Annotated in this window: 20 protein-coding genes; 18 read left to right on the forward strand and 2 right to left on the reverse strand. The window is 70.8% G+C overall.

Annotated elements, in window-relative coordinates:
* The coding region (locus tag F0U47_RS19140) for a beta/alpha barrel domain-containing protein (protein WP_497463087.1) at window positions 1-509 on the forward strand (509 nt) is incomplete at its 5' end.
* Here F0U47_RS19140 and F0U47_RS19145 read toward each other — a convergent pair.
* Window positions 510-1,211 (reverse strand): hypothetical protein, encoded by a 702-nt coding sequence (locus tag F0U47_RS19145; RefSeq protein WP_149752091.1) that lies wholly within the window; start codon window positions 1,209-1,211, stop codon window positions 510-512.
* A 226-nt stretch (window positions 1,212-1,437) separates the two neighbouring features.
* Between F0U47_RS19145 and F0U47_RS19150 the strand changes: the two genes are divergently transcribed.
* The 15 genes from F0U47_RS19150 to F0U47_RS19220 all read left to right on the forward strand — a co-directional run bounded on the left by F0U47_RS19150 (window position 1,438) and on the right by F0U47_RS19220 (window position 15,357).
* Complete coding sequence (locus F0U47_RS19150; RefSeq protein ID WP_149752092.1) at window positions 1,438-2,001, forward strand: alternate-type signal peptide domain-containing protein; 564 nt, start codon at window positions 1,438-1,440, stop codon at window positions 1,999-2,001.
* Window positions 2,002-2,021: 20 nt separating this feature from the next.
* Complete coding sequence (locus tag F0U47_RS19155; protein WP_149752093.1) at window positions 2,022-2,603, forward strand: signal peptidase I; 582 nt, start codon at window positions 2,022-2,024, stop codon at window positions 2,601-2,603.
* Window positions 2,600-3,319 carry an LPXTG cell wall anchor domain-containing protein gene (locus F0U47_RS19160; protein WP_149752094.1) on the forward strand — a complete coding sequence of 240 codons (720 nt, stop codon included), beginning with the start codon at window positions 2,600-2,602 and terminating at the stop codon, window positions 3,317-3,319. Before F0U47_RS19155 ends, F0U47_RS19160 begins: the two co-directional genes overlap by 4 nt.
* A complete protein-coding gene (locus tag F0U47_RS19165) occupies window positions 3,312-3,977 on the forward strand; it encodes a SipW-dependent-type signal peptide-containing protein (RefSeq protein ID WP_281291020.1) in 666 nt (221 codons plus the stop codon). Before F0U47_RS19160 ends, F0U47_RS19165 begins: the two co-directional genes overlap by 8 nt.
* Complete coding sequence (locus F0U47_RS19170) at window positions 3,974-5,134, forward strand: signal peptidase I (protein ID WP_223162835.1); 1,161 nt, start codon at window positions 3,974-3,976, stop codon at window positions 5,132-5,134. The genes F0U47_RS19165 and F0U47_RS19170 overlap by 4 nt, the downstream gene beginning before the upstream one ends.
* Window positions 5,135-5,168: 34 nt before the next feature.
* Entirely contained in the window at window positions 5,169-5,744 is a 576-nt protein-coding gene (gene pdxT, locus F0U47_RS19175; protein ID WP_149752096.1) for a pyridoxal 5'-phosphate synthase glutaminase subunit PdxT, read from the forward strand.
* Window positions 5,745-5,780: 36 nt separating this feature from the next.
* Window positions 5,781-6,548 carry a YebC/PmpR family DNA-binding transcriptional regulator gene (locus F0U47_RS19180; protein ID WP_149752097.1) on the forward strand — a complete coding sequence of 256 codons (768 nt, stop codon included), beginning with the start codon at window positions 5,781-5,783 and terminating at the stop codon, window positions 6,546-6,548.
* Window positions 6,549-6,699: 151 nt separating this feature from the next.
* Window positions 6,700-7,251: a crossover junction endodeoxyribonuclease RuvC gene (gene ruvC, locus F0U47_RS19185; protein ID WP_149752180.1), complete on the forward strand. Its 552-nt coding sequence runs from the start codon at window positions 6,700-6,702 to the stop codon at window positions 7,249-7,251.
* The gene (gene ruvA / locus F0U47_RS19190) at window positions 7,248-7,844 is read left to right on the forward strand and encodes a Holliday junction branch migration protein RuvA (RefSeq protein WP_149752098.1); all 597 of its coding nucleotides are present in this window, start codon (window positions 7,248-7,250) and stop codon (window positions 7,842-7,844) included. The genes ruvC and ruvA overlap by 4 nt, the downstream gene beginning before the upstream one ends.
* 5 nt (window positions 7,845-7,849) lie before the next feature.
* Window positions 7,850-8,929, forward strand: a complete 1,080-nt coding sequence (gene ruvB / locus F0U47_RS19195; RefSeq protein WP_149752099.1) for a Holliday junction branch migration DNA helicase RuvB — start codon at window positions 7,850-7,852, stop codon at window positions 8,927-8,929.
* A gap of 147 nt (window positions 8,930-9,076) precedes the next feature.
* On the forward strand, window positions 9,077-9,415 hold the full coding sequence (yajC, locus tag F0U47_RS19200; RefSeq protein ID WP_149752100.1) for a preprotein translocase subunit YajC: 339 nt from the start codon (window positions 9,077-9,079) through the stop codon (window positions 9,413-9,415).
* Between the two features lies 1 nt (window position 9,416).
* Entirely contained in the window at window positions 9,417-11,168 is a 1,752-nt protein-coding gene (gene secD, locus F0U47_RS19205) for a protein translocase subunit SecD (protein WP_149752101.1), read from the forward strand.
* On the forward strand, window positions 11,168-12,433 hold the full coding sequence (gene secF, locus F0U47_RS19210) for a protein translocase subunit SecF (RefSeq protein ID WP_149752102.1): 1,266 nt from the start codon (window positions 11,168-11,170) through the stop codon (window positions 12,431-12,433). The genes secD and secF overlap by 1 nt, the downstream gene beginning before the upstream one ends.
* Before the next feature lie 8 nt (window positions 12,434-12,441).
* Entirely contained in the window at window positions 12,442-13,002 is a 561-nt protein-coding gene (locus F0U47_RS19215; RefSeq protein WP_438362085.1) for an adenine phosphoribosyltransferase, read from the forward strand.
* A gap of 27 nt (window positions 13,003-13,029) precedes the next feature.
* Window positions 13,030-15,357 carry a RelA/SpoT family protein gene (locus tag F0U47_RS19220; protein WP_188111435.1) on the forward strand — a complete coding sequence of 776 codons (2,328 nt, stop codon included), beginning with the start codon at window positions 13,030-13,032 and terminating at the stop codon, window positions 15,355-15,357.
* 1 nt (window position 15,358) lies between these two features.
* On the opposite strand, the gene F0U47_RS19225 is transcribed toward F0U47_RS19220, so the two are convergent.
* On the reverse strand, window positions 15,359-16,585 hold the full coding sequence (locus tag F0U47_RS19225; protein ID WP_149752103.1) for a DUF349 domain-containing protein: 1,227 nt from the start codon (window positions 16,583-16,585) through the stop codon (window positions 15,359-15,361).
* A 46-nt stretch (window positions 16,586-16,631) separates the two neighbouring features.
* Between F0U47_RS19225 and F0U47_RS19230 the strand changes: the two genes are divergently transcribed.
* Both F0U47_RS19230 and hisS read left to right on the forward strand, forming a co-directional pair.
* On the forward strand, window positions 16,632-17,381 hold the full coding sequence (locus F0U47_RS19230) for an MBL fold metallo-hydrolase (protein ID WP_149752104.1): 750 nt from the start codon (window positions 16,632-16,634) through the stop codon (window positions 17,379-17,381).
* 1 nt (window position 17,382) lies between these two features.
* On the forward strand, window positions 17,383-18,744 hold the full coding sequence (hisS, locus tag F0U47_RS19235; protein ID WP_149752105.1) for a histidine--tRNA ligase: 1,362 nt from the start codon (window positions 17,383-17,385) through the stop codon (window positions 18,742-18,744).
* Window positions 18,745-18,746 lie beyond the last annotated feature (2 nt).

Genomic DNA, 18,746 nt, shown 5'->3' on the forward strand with positions numbered 1-18,746 from the left:
TGTGCGGGGCCACCAACCTGGGTGAGGCGCTGCGCCGGATCACCGAGGGCGCGGCGATGATCCGCTCCAAGGGCGAGGCCGGCACCGGCGATGTGTCGAACGCGGTCACCCACATGCGCACCATCCGCGGTGAGATCCGCCGGCTCGGGGCGCTGGCCGACGATGAGCTGTACGTGGCGGCCAAGGAGCTCCAGGCGCCCTATGACCTGGTGGCCGAGGTCGCCCGCACCGGCAAGCTGCCGGTGGTGCTGTTCACCGCCGGTGGGATCGCCACCCCGGCCGATGCGGCGATGATGATGCAGCTCGGCGCCGAGGGCGTGTTCGTCGGCTCGGGGATCTTCAAGTCCGGCAACCCCGCCCAGCGGGCCGAGGCGATCGTGAAGGCCACCACCTTCCACGACGACCCCGACGTGGTCGCCAAGGTCTCCCGCGGCCTGGGTGAGGCCATGGTCGGCATCAACGTCGAGGACATCCCCCAGCCCCACCGCCTCGCCGAGCGCGGCTGGTAGTCAGCTCCGCAGCTCGGGGCAGGGGAGCAGCGCCCGGTCGTCGGCGCTCAAGGCGTCGTAGTCGCCGACGAGCTCCAGGACCGAGCGGTCGACCGGGTCGAGGTAGACCCGGAAGTCGTACTGGTCCTGCGCCCACCACAGCTGTGGCTCGCCGCCGTCGGCGACGGTGTACTCACCGGACGGCGCCCCCATGAGCGCGATGATCTCCTCCGCCGTCTGGTCGGGGGAGAGACTGCACCACGCGGCCACCCAGCGCCCCGGCCCGGTGTCCCCGCCGGCGTCCGCCTCGGTGCGGTCCGAGGTCGAGAAGACCCGCCAGCGCGCGCGGTGGTGGACCATGCGCACCGTGAGGTCGGTCGACGCCAGCTGGACGTCGAGCAACGCGTCCTCCGCGGTCTGCTGGGTGACGTCGACGTCGACGATCTCGCTGTCGAACGCGGGGTCCTCCCACAGGATCGCCTCGAAGCCGGTGCAGGGGTCGCCGAGCTCGGCACGGTCCGCCAGGATCGCCTGGTAGCGCAGATCGATGGTGAGCTCGGGCGCCTGGAGCAAGCACGCCGCCTCCGCGTCGTGCCGAGCGAGGGCGTCCAGCCAGGCGGCGTAGGCGTCCGCCGGCGCCTCGACCTGCGCCGCGTCGGTGGCGAGGCTTCGGGGCTGGTCCTGGTCCGGATCCTCGCCGCCGCACGCTGCGAGCAGGGCCATCGTCGCGATCGCCAGTCCCGGCGTCCGACATCGGCGCGCCCTCGGTCCCATCGAGCCCACCGCGCCCTCCCTCCGATCGGTGGGGACTCTACGCACTGGTCACTCGTGACCAGACGGCGACGACCGATCGACCAGTACTCGGGGATCCGGCCCCATCGGAAATTAAAGTCCCGCAGGGTCGAGAGACAGGGTCCTTTCGGACCGGTTGCAAGGGGGAGGAAACTCGATGAAGAAGAGCACAAAGGGAGCAGTGGCCGCCGGCGGTGCCGCGGTGCTGCTCATGGGGGGAGCCGGGACTCTGGCCTTCTGGACCGCGACGGGGGACGCGGACGGCGGGGCCATCACCGCAGGATCGATGACGCTGACGCCGGTCGGCTGTGACGCCAACTGGGTGTACGCCACCGGCTCGGCCGGCGCGGGTACGACGGTGACCACGTTCGTCCCAGGTGACGTCGTCACCAAGGAATGCACGTTCACCATCGGTGCGACCGGCGACAACCTGAGCGCAACGGTCGACGCACCCGACACCTTGACGTTCACGACGGCTCCGGCCGCCACGTCCTTCAGTGCCACGGTGGATGCGACGTACGACGTCGACGGCACGGCGATCGCCGACGGCGGCACCGTCACCGACGCCGACGACGGCGAGACCCTCACCGTCGCGTTCGAGGTCGACATCCCCTTCGGTACGGCGGACCCGACCGGCATCAACGACAACGACATGCAGGGCGTCGTGGCGACTCTCGACACCCTGACGGTCACGTTGACGCAGGTCGACCCGAACCCGTGAGCTGACGGGTCGGGCGCAGGATGAGCTCGCCAGGGCGGGTCCTCGGCTGGCTCGGGCAGGTCGTGGCCTGGTCGTTCGTCATCGCCGTCACGGCGGTGCTGACGGCCACGGTCGCGGTCCCGCGCCTGGCCGGCGCGACGCCGTACACCGTGCTCACCAGCTCGATGGAGCCTGGGATGCCGGCCGGCAGCCTGGTCGTGGTGAAGCCGGTCGAACCGGACCAGTTGGGGGTGGGAACCGTGATCACGTACCAGCTCGAGTCGGGCAAGGCTGACGTCGTCACCCACCGCGTGGTCGCGGTCGAGAACGCGATCAACGGCGAGCAGACGTTCATCACCCAGGGGGACGCCAACAACGTGGCGGACCCCGAACCGGTCCGGCCCGTCCAGATCAAGGGTGAGCGCTGGTACGCGATGCCCTACCTCGGCCACGTGAACAAGGTGCTGACCGGCAGTCAGCGGCAGATGGCCGTGTACGTCGTGGGATCGCTCCTGCTGGCCTACGCCGCGTTCATGTTCACCGGAAGCATGCGGGAGCGCAGCCGGACCAAGCGGGAAGCACGAGCAGCCAAGGAACAGACCAAGGAGGACGTCCTCGCATGAACGCTCGGATCGCAGTCTCGATCGCGTTGTCGGCAGTAGTGCTGCTGGCTTCCGTGGTCGGTGCTGCGTCTGCGCGGGCTGCTGACGAGGTCGGACTGAGCTCCGACGGCGTGGTCTGGTACGACGCCCTGCATCGGCCGCTGTTCGACCCCGCGCAGCGCTGGGTCCCCGGTGACGTGGAGACCGCGTCGTTCTACGTGCGCAACCAAGGGCCCTCCGCGGCGCAGCTGACCATCGAGGTCCGGAGCGCCGACGGTGCCCGGCTGCTCGCCGACGACGACATCGAGATCACCGCCCGCGCCGAGGGCCGGGAGTGGCTCGCGGTCGAGAACGGGAGAGCGTCGCCCTGGCTGACCGAGCGCGCGATCGAGCAGGGCGGTCAGGTGCGGGTGGACGTCACGGTGCGCTTCGTCTGGCAGGCCCCGAACAGCACGATGCTGGACCGGCTGCCGCTGGACTTCCGGGTCCGGCTGGTCGAGACAGGGCCGTCGGACGGCCCCGGTCCTGACAGCGGCCCTGACGGACTGCTCCCCGACACCGGCTCCGCTGTGAGCCTGATCGTGGTCTGGGTCGGCGCGATCCTGGTCGGCAGCGGTCTGGCCCTGCTCGCAGGGGCCCGCCGTCGGCGGGCCCGGGAGCAGGACGACCAGGACGGCCCGGACGGCCAGGACGAGGATGCCGCGATCGCGGACGAGGGGGTGCGTGTCGATGGGTAGGCACGTTGCCTCTTCGGGCGCCGGTTCCGCGAGTGGCTGGTTCGGCGGTCGCTGGTTCGGTCGCGGGCGGACCCGAGCCCTCCTGTGCGTAGGCGTGCTCGCCGCGCTCGGCGCTGTGGGGACCTCCGCCTCCTGGACCGACACGGCTTCGCTCACGACCGGACCGTTGACCGGCGGTGCGATGGACCTCCAGCTCCAGACGGCCACCGCCGGCGTCGGTGCCGTCGGTCTGGGCACCAACCACACCGAGGCCGAGATCGCAGCGCCCAACCTGACTCCGTCGGAGTCGAAGGCGTTCGCCTTCACCGTGCGCAACGTGGGCAACGCCGACTTCACCTACGGGGCCACCGTGACCCAGACCGGCACCTGGACCTTCACAGCCGGCGCGATCACCGTGCAGCTCTTCAGCGGCGGCGCGCCGAGCACGGACACGACCTACCCGGTGCAGGAGGCATGCGCGGGTGGCACCCCGATCACCACCGCGGTCGCCGTGACCAGCACCAACACCGTCGTGATCCCGACGACCCGGGCACTCGTCAAGAACACCAACGACTCCTTGTGCCTCGTCGTCGCGATGGCGACGAGTGCTGACAACACCAACCAGGGCAAGCAGGGGACGCTCAAGCTCGACTTCACCGCAAACCAGGTGACCTCGTGAGCCAGCACCGCTCGAGCAGAGGGCCGGGCTCGCTGGCGAGAGCACGACGAGTCCTGCTCACGGTGGGCGCCGTCATCGGAGCCCTGTGCCTCGTCGTCGCCGTCGCGGGGCCGCTCTTCGGCGCGAAGACCCTCGTCGTGCGCTCCGGGTCGATGGCCCCGGCGATGCCGACCGGGTCCCTGGCGGTCTCCTGGCCGGTCGACGCCGCCGACGTCGCCGTGGGCGACGTGGTGAGCGTGGTCGATGCCGACGGCTCCCGTGTCACCCACCGCGTCGTCGGCGTCCAACCGGCCGAGGGGGACGGCGCGGCGCTGACACTGCAGGGTGACGCCAACCCGACGCCCGACGCGGAGGTCTACGAGGTCACGGAGGCCGACCGCGTCCTGGTCTCGGTGCCCTGGGCAGGACGTGTCGTGGCCTTCCTCGGCACGACCTGGGGGCTGCTCGCGCTCGGCGCTCTGACCGCCGGGCTGCTCGGCTACGCGTTCCGGCCGACCCGGACCCCTCGCGACCCCGGCGGGCGCGGCGGGGCAGCGCAGGGTGGCACCCCGGGGCGCAGAGCCTCGGAGGACGACGGCCCGGAGCGCGATCGGCGGGCGCCGCACGACGCTCGGGGACTGCTCCTGCGCGCCCTCGGCGCCGCACCGCTCGTCGCCGCTCTCGTCGTGGCGCACGGCGCGGCGGGCACGTCAGCCGCCTTCGCCGACACCGCAGCTCTCACCACGGGAGCGGTCGCCGGATACTCGGTCGTCTCGCCGGTGGCGATCGCTGCCCCGGGCAACTGCACCGCGTCGAACAGTGCACTCGGAAGCTCGATGACCCTCAGGTGGACCGGGATCTCACCTGCGGCACAGCCGCGCCCGCAGCTCGCGAACTACGAGTACCAGCTCAGGTTCCTCGATCGGAACAACGCCAACGCAGTCTTGAACACCATCGTCGTCGCCCACAGCGGCCTCGCCGGCAGCCAGCAGACCTACCAGCTCACCAGCGGCACCATCGGGAACCTGCTCGGCCTCAACCTGTTCGCGTCGAACCGCGTCACCACGGAGATCCGGAGCCGCCTGAAGACCACGACCTGGACCGGCTCGACCGTCGTCTCGACCAACTGGACGCTGTCGACCGTGCTGGGCATCGCGACCTTCACCTGCAACCAGTGACGGCTCGAGCGGCGCCGCGCCCTACCCTTCTTCCGTGCCCGCCATCGGTGTCTTCGCTCTCCAAGGTGACGTCCGCGAGCACCTCGCCACGCTGACGGCGCTGGGCGCCGACGCGTTCCCGGTACGCCGACCCGAGGAGCTGGCCCGGTGCGACGGACTGGTGCTGCCCGGCGGTGAGTCGACCACGATGGCCAAGCTGGCCCGCACGTTCGATCTGCTGGAGCCTCTCCGCGAGCGGGTCAGCGGTGGCATGCCCACGTTCGGCACGTGCGCCGGCATGATCCTGCTCGCCGACCGGATCCTCGACGGCGCGGCCGGGCAGGAGACCATCGGCGGCCTCGACGTGACGGTGCGACGCAACGCGTTCGGGCGCCAGGTCGACTCGTTCGAGGCCGACCTCGAGCTGACCGGCCTCGACGAGCCGGTCCACGCCGTCTTCATCCGCGCCCCGTGGGTCGAGGAGGTGGGTGCCGGTGTCGAGGTGCTGGCCGAGGCGGAGGGGCATCCGGTCGCCGTACGCCAGGGCCACCTGCTGGCGACGTCGTTCCACCCCGAGGTCGCCGACGACGGTCGGATCCACCGGCTCTTCCTGGATCTGGTGCAGGGATAGAATCCCAGGCTGTTGTCGAATCGGAAGAGGGACTGAATGTCTGGCCACTCCAAGTGGGCGACCACCAAGCACAAGAAGGCGGCCATCGACGCCAAGCGAGGCAAGCTCTTCGCCAAGCTGATCAAGAACATCGAGATCGCGGCCAAGATGGGTGGTCCCGACCCGGCCGGCAACCCGACCCTCTACGACGCCATCCAGAAGGCGAAGAAGCAGTCGGTCCCCAACAAGAACATCGACTCAGCGGTCAAGCGCGGCGGTGGCCTCGAGGGTGGCGGCGTCGACTACGAGACGATCATGTACGAGGTCTACGGGCCCCAGGGCGTCGCGCTGCTCGTCGAGTGCCTCACCGACAACCGGAACCGCGCCGCGATGGAGGTCCGGACCGCGGTCACCCGCAACGGCGGCACGATGGCCGACCCGGGCTCGGTGTCGCGCCTGTTCACCCGCAAGGGGATCGTCGTCGTGCCGAAGAGCCAGGAGGGCAAGGACGTCTCCGAGGATGACGTCCTGGAGGCGACCCTCGACGCCGGCGCGGAGGAGGTCGTGGACCTCGGCGAGAGCTTCGAGGTGCAGTCCGAGGCCAGCGACGTCGTCGCGGTCCGTACGGCGCTGCAGGCGGCCGGCATCGACTACGACTCCGCCGAGGTGCAGTTCGTGGCCTCGATGGACATCCCGGTCGCCGACCCCGCGGCCGCGGGCAAGGTCTTCAAGCTCATCGACGCCGTCGACGACCTCGACGACGTGCAGAACGTCTTCTCCAACGCCGACGTGCCCGACGAGGTCATGGAGGCCGTCGACGCCTGAGCGAGGACGCGTCAGCGGACTCGCCGATGGTGGTCGAGCAAGCCGCGCGACCGAGGAACGAGGTCGCGACCGGCGTGTCGAGGCCCGGTGGGGCGACCACCGACCTTAGCGTTGACACCGAACAGGTGTTCGACAGGAAGGTGGGGTGCGGATGCGGGTGCTCGGGATCGATCCCGGCCTGACCCGGTGCGGGATGGGTGTCGTCGACGGCGACGTCGGGCGGCCACTGGGCCTGGTCGACGTCAACGTCATCCGGACGTCCTCCCACCTGTCGGTGCCCGACCGGCTCGTGACGATCGAGCGCGGCATCGAGGCCTGGATCGAGGAGCACCGGCCCGACGCGGTCGCGGTTGAGCGGGTGTTCGCCCGGTCCGACGTGAGCACGGTGATGGGCACCGCCCAGGCCAGCGGGATCGCGATGGTCTGCGCCGCCCGGCGAGGCATCCCGATCGCGCTGCACACGCCGAGCGAGGTGAAGGCGGCGGTGTCGGGCAACGGCCGCGCCGACAAGGCCCAGGTCGGGGCGATGGTGACGCGGATCCTCCGCCTCGACGCGATGCCGAAGCCGGCGGACGCCGCCGACGCCCTCGCGCTCGCCATCACGCACATCTGGCGCGGCGGCGCCAAGGCCCGGATCGATGCGGCCGTGGCTGTGTCTCGACAGGCTCGACCGGCCGTCGGCCCGGCAGGAGTCAGGCGATGATCGCGCACGTCCGGGGCCGGGTCGCGGCCGTCACCCTCTCGAGCGCGGTGCTCGAGGTCGGGGGAGTCGGCCTCGAGCTGATGTGCACGCCCGGCACGCTGGCCACCCTTCGCACCGGCGCGGAGGCGATGCTGCCGACCAGCATGGTCGTCCGCGAGGACTCGCTGACCCTGTTCGGGTTCGCCGACGACGACGAGAAGTCGGTCTTCGAGCTCGTGCAGACCGCCTCCGGGGTCGGCCCCAAGCTGGCGCAGGCCATGCTCGCCGTACTCTCGCCGGACGGGGTGCGCACCGCGATCGCCACCGACGACGTGAAGACGCTGACGAAGGTGCCCGGGATCGGTCAGAAGGGCGCCCAGCGGATCATCCTCGAGCTCAAGGACCGGATCGGCGCGCCGCACGGCCGTGGCGGTGCCGTGTCCGCCTCGCCGCCGGCTCCCTGGCGCGACCAGGTGACCCAGGGCCTGCTCGGCCTCGGCTACAACGCCAGGGACGCCGACAAGGCGGTCGACGCCGTCGCCGACGAGGCGGGTGCGACGCCCGACGTCGGCTCCCTGCTCCGCGCCGCCCTCCGCAGCCTCTCGAAGGCCTGATCCCCATGCCCTTCCACGAGGACGAGCTCGAGGTCGCCGAGGAGACCCACCTGCGCTCGATCACGGCGCTGGAGGCGGAGGGCGACGAGCGGGCGGTCGAGGCGGCCCTGCGCCCGCGCAGCCTCGACGAGGTCGTGGGGCAGACGCGGGTCCGTGACCAGCTGGGCCTGGTCCTCGAGGCAGCGCGGCGCCGGGGGAGGGCGCCCGACCACGTCCTGCTCTCCGGGCCGCCCGGGCTGGGCAAGACGACCCTCGCCATGATCATCGCCCACGAGATGCAGACCCCGCTCCGCCTCACCAGTGGCCCCGCCATCACCCACGCGGGCGACCTCGCCGCGATCCTGTCCGGACTCAACGACGGCGACGTGCTCTTCGTCGACGAGATCCACCGGATGTCGCGGCCTGCCGAGGAGATGCTCTACATGGCGATGGAGGACTTCCGGGTCGACGTCGTCATCGGCAAGGGCCCGGGTGCGACCGCGATCCCGCTCGAGATCCCGCCGTTCACCCTCGTCGGCGCAACGACCCGAGCAGGGCTGCTGCCGGGCCCGCTGCGTGACCGCTTCGGCTTCACCGCACACCTGGAGTTCTACGAGCCGGCCGACCTCGACCGGATCGTGCACCGGTCCGCCGGCCTGCTGGACGTCGCTCTCACGACCGAGGGCTCGGCCGAGATCGCGTCGCGGTCCCGTGGCACGCCGCGGATCGCCAACCGCCTCCTGCGCCGGGTCCGCGACTACGCCCAGGTGCGCGCCGACGGAGTCGTGACGCACGCGGTGGCGCAGGCCGCGCTCGAGCTCTACGAGGTCGACGAGCTCGGCCTTGACCGGCTCGACCGCGCGGTGATCGACGCGCTCTGCCGACGGTTCAGCGGTGGCCCGGTGGGCGTGTCGACGCTCGCGGTCGCCGTGGGTGAGGAGCGCGAGACGGTCGAGGAGGTGGCCGAGCCGTTCCTGGTCCGCACGGGCTTCCTGGCCCGCACTCCCCGCGGCCGGATCGCCACGCCCGCAGCCTGGGAGCACCTCGGCCTGACCCCGCCGGAGCTGCCCTCCGAACCCACCGACCCGACGCTGTTCGAGGAGTAGCCGCGCGCCGTCCGCCACGCGTCGTACGGCGATGTGATCGGTGTGACACCCGCGGCTACACTTGCCCGTCGGCCCGCCCCGGGCTCCGTGCGGCTGCCCGGATCCGGTCGTGGAGCCGCGTCCCAGAACCCTCGGAAGGCTCTCAAGGTGTCGGAACTCGCTCCCCTGCTGTGGATCGTCGCGATCGCGGTGGTCTTCTGGCTGCTGCTCATCCGGCCGGCGCAGCGGCGCCAGAAGGAGGTCGCTGCGGTGCAGGCCTCGCTGGCCCCCGGGGAGACCGTCGTCCTGACCTCCGGCATCGTCGGAACCGTCACCGAGACCGCCGACGCGCACCTGATGCTCGAGATCGCGCCGGGGGTCGTCATCAAGGTCGCCCGCGGCGCGGTCGCCACGGTGCTGCGCGACGACGATTCCGACCAGTCCGACGCGCAGGTGGCGGACACCACCGAGACCACCGGCCCCGACGTCGACAACGAGGAGCGCTGACGTGGCGGCCCGTCGCCCCCGGCCCGGCCGGACCCTGATCGTCTTCTTCATCGGCGTGGCCGTCATGTTCGGTCTGGTGGCACTCGCCGGGAGCTGGAAGCCCTCGCTCGGGCTCGACCTCCAGGGCGGCCTGCGGATCACGCTGACCGCCACCGGCAACCCGACCGACGAGAACTTCGAGGAGGCCCGCCGGATCATCGACCAGCGGGTCAACGGTCGGGGCGTCACGGAGGCGGAGGTCACCGCGCAGTCCGACCGCTACATCGTCGTCGAGATCCCCGGCTCCACTGAGAACCGCCGCGAGATGGAGGAGCTCGTCCGACAGCAGGCACAGCTGCGGTTCCGGCTCGTCGCCTGCGTCGAGGGCGACACCGACCCGTGCGCGGGCGGTGGCCTGCCTCTCGGCCGCGCCCCGCTCGCTCTCGACAACCACGGCGGCGGCAAGAAGGACAAGCAGGACGAGCCCACCGAGACCGCGAGCCCTACCGACACGGCGAGCCCGACCGACACCACCTCGCCCTCGGAGACCTCCACGGACGCGCCGGTCGACGGCGAGGAGGACGGCGTCCGCACCGCGGAGGACGAGATCGCCTGGGCCGCGCAGCCCGACCAGGCCTCCATCGCGCTCTTCAACAAGCTGCAGTGCGCCCCGGACGGCACGCTCGTCGAGACCACCGAGCAGGGCGAGACCAGGCCGGCGCCCCAGGAGGACGACCCGGACAAGCCGCTGGTCGCGTGCGAGGTCGGTGAGGACGACCGGGTGACCAAGTACCTCCTGTCCCGCTCGGTCATCGAGGGCACCGAGCTCGAGGACGCCGGCGCCGGGATCCCGCAGGGCGAGGTCGAGTGGGCCGTGACCCTCGACATCGGCAATGACGAGGAGAAGGCACACCCGAAGGGCTCGACCGGCGGTGAGGACGACTTCGAGACCATCTCGTCCCAGCTGGCCGGGACCGGGCGTCAGTTCGCGATCGTGCTCGACGGGCAGGTGCTCTCCGCGCCGGTGATGAACGACCCGATCCGCGACGGCCGCTCGCAGATCACGGGCAACTTCGACGAGCAGAGCGCGACCGACCTCGCCAACAGCCTCAAGTTCGGCGCGCTGCCCATCTCGTTCGAGAAGGACGTCACCACCGAGGACATCGGGCCGTCCCTCGCGGGCGACCAGCTCACCGCCGGCCTGACGGCGGGTGGCATCGGCCTCGGGCTGGTCATGCTCTACTGCCTGCTCTACTACCGCGGGCTCGGCATGGTCGTGGTCGGCTCGCTGTTCGTGGCGGCAGGCGTCACCTACGGGATGGTGCTATTGCTCAGCGAGTCGGCGGGCTTCACCCTCACCCTGCCCGGCATCGCCGGCTTCATCATCGCCGTGGGCATCACCGCCGACTCGTTCGTCATCTACTTCGAGCGGATCCGTGACGAGATGCGGGAGGGCAAGTCGATGCGGGTCGCGGTGGAGACGGGCTGGGCCCGCGCTCGCGTCACGAGGTTCGCGGCCAACACCGTCAACCTGCTCGCGGCGCTGATCCTCTACCTGTTCGCCACCGGCGCGGTGAAAGGCTTCGGCTTCGCGCTCGGGCTGTCGACACTGATCGACCTCGCCGTGCTGTTCTGGTTCACCAAGCCGCTGGTGTCGTGGTTGGCCCAGTTCAAGGCGTTCAACTCCGGCCACAAGCTGTCGGGCCTCAGCCCGGAGACCCTGGGCATGGACCTGCCCGGGCCCCGACCCGCCACTGCTGGAGGGAACGCCTGATGGGCAAGATGTCCCGGCTCGGCAACGAGCTCTACAACGGTCACAAGTCGATCGACTTCATGGGCCGCAAGGCGCTGTGGTACGGCATCACCGTGCTGCTGGTGGGTCTGGCGCTCACGGCCGTCATCGTCAAGCCGCTCAACTTCGGCGTCGAGTTCCGCGGGGGCACCGAGCTGAAGATCGCTGTCGAGGGCGGGGTCGACCAGGCCGACGCCGACAACCTGCGCGAGGCGATCGCCGACTCTGACATCGAGAACGCCGAGAACCCGACCGTCACGACCGCCGGCAGTGACCAGCTGGTGCTGACCACCGACACGCTGAGCGAGGACGCCATCGAGGTGGCGGAAGCCGTCGTCGTCGAGCAGTTCCCGGTCGTCGTACCCGACGACGACATCTCCACCCAGGAGGTCGGACCGAGCTGGGGCCAGGAGGTCGCAGAGCGCGCCCTGATCGGCATCGGCGTCTTCCTCGTGGTCGTCATCCTGTTCATCTGGGGCTACTTCCGCGAGTGGAAGATGTCGGTCGCGGCGATCGCCGCACTGGCCCACGACGTGATGATCACGATCGGCATCTACGCGCTCTCCGGCTTCCAGGTGACCCCGGCCGCGGTGACCGGCCTGCTGGCGATCCTCGGCTTCTCGCTCTACGACACGGTCGTGGTGTTCGACAAGATCAAGGAGAACACCACGACGCTCCGCAAGAGCTCGGAGTCGTACGCCGAAGCGGCGAACCTCGCGGTCAACCAGACCCTGGTGCGGTCGATCAACACCAGCATCGTGGCGCTCATCCCGATCGGCGCGATCCTCTACGTCAGCGCCGTGCAGCTGGGTGCGAGCTCGTTGCAGGACCTCGCGCTCGCGCAGTTCGTCGGCATGGCCGCCGGCGTCTACTCCTCGGTGATGCTCGCCCCGCGGATCCTGGTCCACCTCAAGTCGACCGAGACCGAGGTCGTTGAGCAGGCCCGCCGCGCGAAGGCCAGGAAGCGCGCGATGGCCGATCGCTACGCGACGGTCCCGGCCTTCACCGGCGACGACATGCCGGTCGCCGACCAGGCTCCGGGCGGGCGCCCGGGCGCGGCCGAGCGGCTCGCCGTCGAGGAGACCGAGGAGCCCGACGAGGAGCGGGGCAGCTCTGCCCGGCCGTCCGAGGAGGCGCTCGGGAAGGGCCGCACGGTGCCCAAGGACCAGCGTCCGGTCACCCAGAGCAGCAGCTCCGGCCGGCAGCAACCGGTCCGCCAGACCCGTTCGAAGCGCGGCAAGAAGTAGGTCGCGGGGTGCCGGGGGAGCCGACGGCTGCGCTGGCCGCAGGGGCGGCGCTGGAACGGCTGGTCCGCGACGTCGCCGACTTCCCGCAGCCCGGGATCGTCTTCAAGGACATCACCCCGCTGCTGGCCGACCACGCCGCGTTCCAGGCCGTCGTAACCGCGCTGGCCGCGGCCGGCCGTGACGAGGCCGGACGTCCCGTCGTCGACAAGGTCGTCGGCATGGAGGCGCGCGGGTTCATCCTCGCGGCGCCGGTGGCGCTCGATCTCGGCGTCGGCTTCGTCCCGGTGCGCAAGGCCGGGAAGCTCCCGGGTGAGACGCACGCCGTCGCCTACGCGCTGGAGTACGGCGAGGCGGTGCTCGAGGTCCACCGCGACGGGATCCAGCCGGGCGAGCGGGTGCTGGTGATCGACGACGTGCTCGCCACCGGCGGCACCGCGCGTGCCACGGCCGACCTCGTGCGCGCCTGCGGTGCGACCGTCTCCGCGATGGCGTTCCTGATGGAGCTCTCGTTCCTGCCGGGCCGGGCGACCGTCGGCGAGGTCCCGCTGACCGCCCTGGCCGTGATCTGAATCCTGCGCGGCGAATAGACTTCGTGCATGAGTGAGGAACGGGCCAGCGACCGGCCGGTTCCCGCACGCCCGCCGGAGGTCCCGGCGAACCCGAGCGACATCGGCGGGGGTGGCCGCGGGATGCGGGCGCGGCTGGCCCGGATGGGCAGCCGCACGTCCACGTCCAACCCGGTGCTGGAGCCCCTCTTCCGTGCTGTCCGGGCCAACCACCCCAAGGCCGACCTCGCGCTGCTGGAGCGTGCCTACACGACCGCCGAGCGCCTGCACGGCACCCAGATGCGCAAGAGCGGCGACCCCTACATCACCCACCCGCTCGCCGTGACCACGATCCTCGCCGGCATCGGCATGACCGAGCCCACGCTCGTCGCCGCGCTGCTCCACGACACCGTCGAGGACACGCCGTACACCCTGGAGGAGTGCCGCCGCGACTTCGGTGACGAGGTCGCGCGCCTCGTCGACGGCGTCACCAAGCTCGACAAGGTCGTCTACGGCGACTCCGCCCAGGCGGAGACCATCCGCAAGATGATTGTCGCGATGTCGCGCGACATCCGGGTGCTCGTGATCAAGCTCGCCGACCGGCTCCACAACATGCGGACACTGCGCTACGTCCCGCAGAAGAGCCAGGAGCGCACGGCCCGCGAGACGCTCGACATCTACGCGCCGCTGGCCCACCGGCTCGGCATGAACACCATCAAGTGGGAGCTCGAGGACCTCGCTTTCGCGACCCTGCACCCGAAGATCTACGACGAGATCGTCCGCATGGTCGCCGAGCGCGCGCCGTCGCGGGACCAGTTCCTCGCCGAGGTCATCACCCAGGTCGAGAGGGACCTGCGGGAGGCGAAGATCAAGGCGACCGTCACCGGCCGGCCGAAGCACTACTACTCGATCTACCAGAAGATGATCGTCGGCGGCCGCGACTTCTCCGACATCTACGACCTGGTCGGCATCCGGATCCTCGTGGAGGAGGACCGCGACTGCTACGGCGTCCTCGGCGTGCTCCACTCGCGGTGGAACCCGGTTCTCGGCCGGTTCAAGGACTACGTCGCGATGCCGAAGTTCAACATGTACCAGTCGCTCCACACGACGGTCATCGGCCCGCAGGGCAAGCCGGTCGAGATGCAGATCCGCACCTTCGGGATGCACCGCCGGGCCGAGTACGGCGTCGCCGCCCACTGGAAGTACAAGGAGGACGGTCGCACCGGCGCCGACACCGACAAGCGCGGCGATATGGACGACATGAGCTGGGTGCGCCAGCTCCTCGACTGGCAGAGCGAGGTCGACGACCCGGGCGAGTTCCTCGAGTCCCTGCGGTTCGAGATCAACCAGACCGAGACCTACGTGTTCACCCCGCGCGGCGACGTCATCGCGCTCCCGTCCGGGTCGACGCCGGTCGACTTCGCCTACGCCGTGCACACGGAGGTCGGGCACCACACGATCGGCTCGCGGGTCAACGGCCGGCTGGTGCCGCTCGAGTCGACGCTCGAGAACGGCGACGTCGTCGAGGTGTTCACCTCGAAGTCGCCGACGGCCGGCCCGTCCCGCGACTGGCTCAACTTCGTCAAGTCGCAGCGCGCGCGGTCGAAGATCAAGCAGTGGTTCACCAAGGAGCGCCGTGAGGAGGCGATCGACCACGGCAAGGACGAGATCGCCAAGCTCATGCGCAAGGAGGGTCTGCCGCTGAAGCGGCTGCTGACCCACGAGTCGCTGAGCCTGGTGGCCGAGCACTTCCGGCTCGCCGACGTCACCGCGCTCTACGCCGCGGTCGGCGAGGGCAACCTCGGCGCGCAGGCCGTCGTACGCCGAGTCATCGAGATGCACGGGGGCGACGAGGGCGCGCAGGAGGACCTCGCCGAGGCCGTCACCATCACCGGTCGCCGGAGCCGACCCCGCCGGCTCGCCCCGGGCACCGACGCCGGGGTCGTCGTCAAGGGCGCGCCGGACGTCTGGGTCAAGCTCGCCAAGTGCTGCACGCCGGTCCCGCCGGACACGATCCTCGGCTTCGTCACGAAGGGCGGCGGCGTGTCCGTCCACCGCAAGGACTGCACCAACGCCGGCAACCTGCTGGGGCAGCCGGAGAAGGTCCTCGAGGTCGAGTGGGCCCCGACCGGGCAGACCACGTTCCTCGTCAACATCCAGGTCGAGGCGCTCGACCGCTCACGGCTGCTGTCGGACATCACGATGGTGCTCTCCGACGCGCACGTGAACATCCTGTCGGCGAACCTCACCACCACCCGGGACCGGGTCGCCAAGACCCGCTTCACGTTCGAGATGGCCGACGCCAAGCACCTCGACACCGTGCTGAAGAACGTGCGCAGCATCCCCGGCGTCTTCGACGCCTACCGCGTGACGCAGTAGGTCAGCGGTAGTCGGCCGAGGCGCGCTTCGCCATCTCGAGGAAGGAGCGGCGCCCCTCGAGGTTCTCCTCTAGCTCCTTGATCCGCTTGGCGTCACCGGCGGCGCGAGCCTTCTCGAGCTTGGCCTCGGCGTCGGCGATCGCGGCCTCGAGCTTGGCGACCATGTCGTCGGCCCGCGCGGACTTCTCCGGGTCGGTGCGGCTCCACTGCTCGTCCTCGACCTTGCGGATCGCCTGCTCGACGGCGCGGATCCGGCCCTCGAGCTCCTTCATGCGGTCGCGCGGCACCTTGCCCGCGGCGTCCCAGCGGTCCGCGAGGTCGCGGAACGCGGCCTTCGCCGCGGCCAGGTCGGTGACGGGGAGCAGGGCCTCGGCCTCGGCGATCAGCTGCTCCTTGACCTCGGCGTTGGCCGCGAACTCGGCGTCGAGGGCGGCGTTCGCCGCGTCGCGGGCGCCGAAGAAGGTGTCCTGGGCGCCGCGGAACCGCTTCCAGAGCTCGTCGTCGACCGCCTTGGGCGCGGGACCGGCCGCCTTCCACTGGCGCATGAGGTCGCGGTAGCGAGCCGCGGTCGGGCCCCAATCGGTGGAGTCGGCCAGGCTCTCGGCCTCCTTGGCCAGCCGCTCCTTCACCACCCGGGCGGCGTCGCGCTTCTCGTCCTGCTCCGCGTAGTGCGCCTTCTTGGCCTTCGTGTAGGCAGAGCGCGCGGAGGAGAACCTCTTCCAGAGCGCGTCGTCGGCGGACTTCTCGATCCGGGGGAGCTGCTTCCACTGGTCCAGCAGCTCACGAAGCCTGTTGGCGCCGTTCTTCCAGTCGCGACTGGCTGCGATGGCCTCCGCCTCCGCCGCGAGCTTCTCCTTCTGCTCCTTGGCCTCGATCGTCCGGCGCGCCTTCTCGGCCTTGCGTGCCTCCCGCTGCGCGGCGATGACGGGACCGAGCTCGTCGAGCCGGGCGCCGAGCATCGCCAGGTCGCCGACCGCGTGCGCATCGCTCACCTGGGCCCGCACCGTGCGGACCGCGTTCTGCGCCTCGTCGGGCGCCAGCACGCCTGAGTTGACCCGCTTGTGGAGGAGGTCCACCTCGAGCGCGAGCGCTTCGTACCGCCGCACGTAGAAGGCCATCGCCTCCTCCGGCGTGGCGCCCGGCATCTGTCCGACCTGCCGCTCGCCGTCGGCGGTCTTCACATAGACAGTGCCGTCGTCGCCGACGCGGCCCCACTCGCTCGCAGTCACAATGGGCAATGCTAAGGGAGAGCACGTCGGCCGATAGGCTGGGTCGGTGCTGATCGCCGGCTTCCCCGCAGGACCGTGGGGCACCAATTGCTACGTGGCCGCCACCTCGGCGGGTGCGGAGTGTGTCGTGATCGACCCCGGGAAGGACGCCGCGCCCGGTGTCGCCGAGGTGATCCGCGAGCACCGGCTGAAGCCGATCGCCGTGCTGCTGACCCACGGCCACATCGACCACATGTGGAGCGTCACGCCCGTGGCCGGCACCTACGACGCCACCGCGTGGATCCATCCCTCCGACCGGCACCTGCTGAGCGACCCGCTCGCCGGCATCTCCCGGGAGTCCGCGGCGATGCTGCTCGGGATGCCCGAGGGGAAGTTCGAGTTCACCGAGCCCGACGACGTCCGGGAGCTGGCCGACGGCGTGGACCTCGAGCTGGCCGGCCTCCGGTTCGTCGTGGACCACACGCCGGGCCACACGGCGGGCTCGGTCACCTTCCGCACGCCGTACCTGGTCGACGGCACCGTCCAGGCGGACGTCAGCGAGGTGATGTTCTCCGGCGACCTCCTCTTCGAGGGATCGATCGGCCGGACCGACCTCCCGGGCGGCGACCACCCGACGATGCTGCGCAGCCTCGCCACCAAGGTGCTGCCCCTGGCCGACGACGTGGTGGTGCTGCCCGGCCACGGTGGCCAGACGTCCATCGGTCGCGAGCGCGCGACCAACCCCTTCCTGCTGGAGCTCCTGGACGACCCTGATCGCACCGGGAGCCCGGCCGGACGAGTCACCCGAGGACTGTGAGTTGAGCAAGCCCGCGCCGCTGAGCGGCTTCCCGGAGTTCCTGCCTGCCCAGCGGGTGGTGGAGCAGCACGTGGTGACGACCCTCGCGGAGACCTTCGAGCTCCATGGCTTCGCGAGCGTCGAGACGCGCGCCGTCGAGCCGCTGGACCAGCTGCTCCGCAAGGGCGACACCTCGAAGGAGGTCTACCTCCTGCGCCGGCTCCAAGCTGGGTTCGACGGCGGCCCCGACGACGCAGCCAAGGGGATCGGGCTCCACTTCGACCTCACCGTCCCGTTCGCCCGCTACGTGCTGGAGCACGCCGGCAAGCTGGAGTTCCCGTTCCGCCGCTACCAGATCCAGAAGGTGTGGCGCGGCGAGCGGCCCCAGGAGGGCCGGTTCCGCGAGTTCCTGCAGGCCGACATCGACATCGTCGGCCGCGACGAGCTGGCGTTCCACCACGACATCGAGGTCACCCGGGTGATGCTCGACGCGCTGGGGAAGCTGGACTTCCTGCCCGGTTTCCGGCTGCAGGTCAACAACCGCAAGCTGATCCAGGGGTTCTACCTCGGCCTCGGGGCGGACGACGTCGACGAGGTCATGCGCCTGGTCGACAAGCTCGACAAGCTGTCGCCCGAGCAGGTGACCGGCCTGCTGGTGGACGAGGCCGGCCTCACGACCGAGCAGGCCGAGCAGTGCCTGGCACTCGCCACGATCCGTGCCGCCGACGACTCCTTCGTCGACCGGGTTCGGGCGCTCGGCGTCGAGCACCCGCTGCTCGACGAGGGCCTGGACGAGCTCGCCCAGCTGCTGCGCGGCACGGTCGGCCTGGCCACCGACACGGTGCGCATCGAGGCCGACCTCTCGATCGCGCGCGGCCTCGACTACTACACCGGGACCGTCTTCGAGACCCGCCTCGACGGCTACGAGTCGCTCGGCTCGATCTGCTCGGGCGGCCGCTACGACGCACTCGCCAGCGACGGCCGCACGACGTACCCCGGCGTCGGCATCTCGCTCGGCGTCAGTCGCGTGCTGGTCCCTCTCGTCCAGCGGGGAGTCGTGACGGCGGACCGGTCGGTCCCCAGCGCGGTGCTCGTGGCCCTCGCCGACGAGGACTCCCGACCGGACGCCGACGACGTCGCCACCGCCCTGCGGGCGCGCGGGATCCCCTGCGAGGTGGCGCCCTCGGCCGCCAAGTTCGGCAAGCAGATCCGCCACGCCGACCGGCGCGGCATCCCCTACGTGTGGTTCTCCACCACGGACGCCGACGGCGTCACGCACGAGGTCAAGGACATCCGCACCGGAAACCAGGTGCCGGCCGACCCGGCCACCTGGGAGCCTCCTGTGGAGGACCTCCGACCCACCATCATCACGACCAAGGAGTAGAT

This window comes from Nocardioides antri (assembly GCF_008373765.1).
GTDB lineage: Bacteria > Actinomycetota > Actinomycetes > Propionibacteriales > Nocardioidaceae > Nocardioides > Nocardioides antri.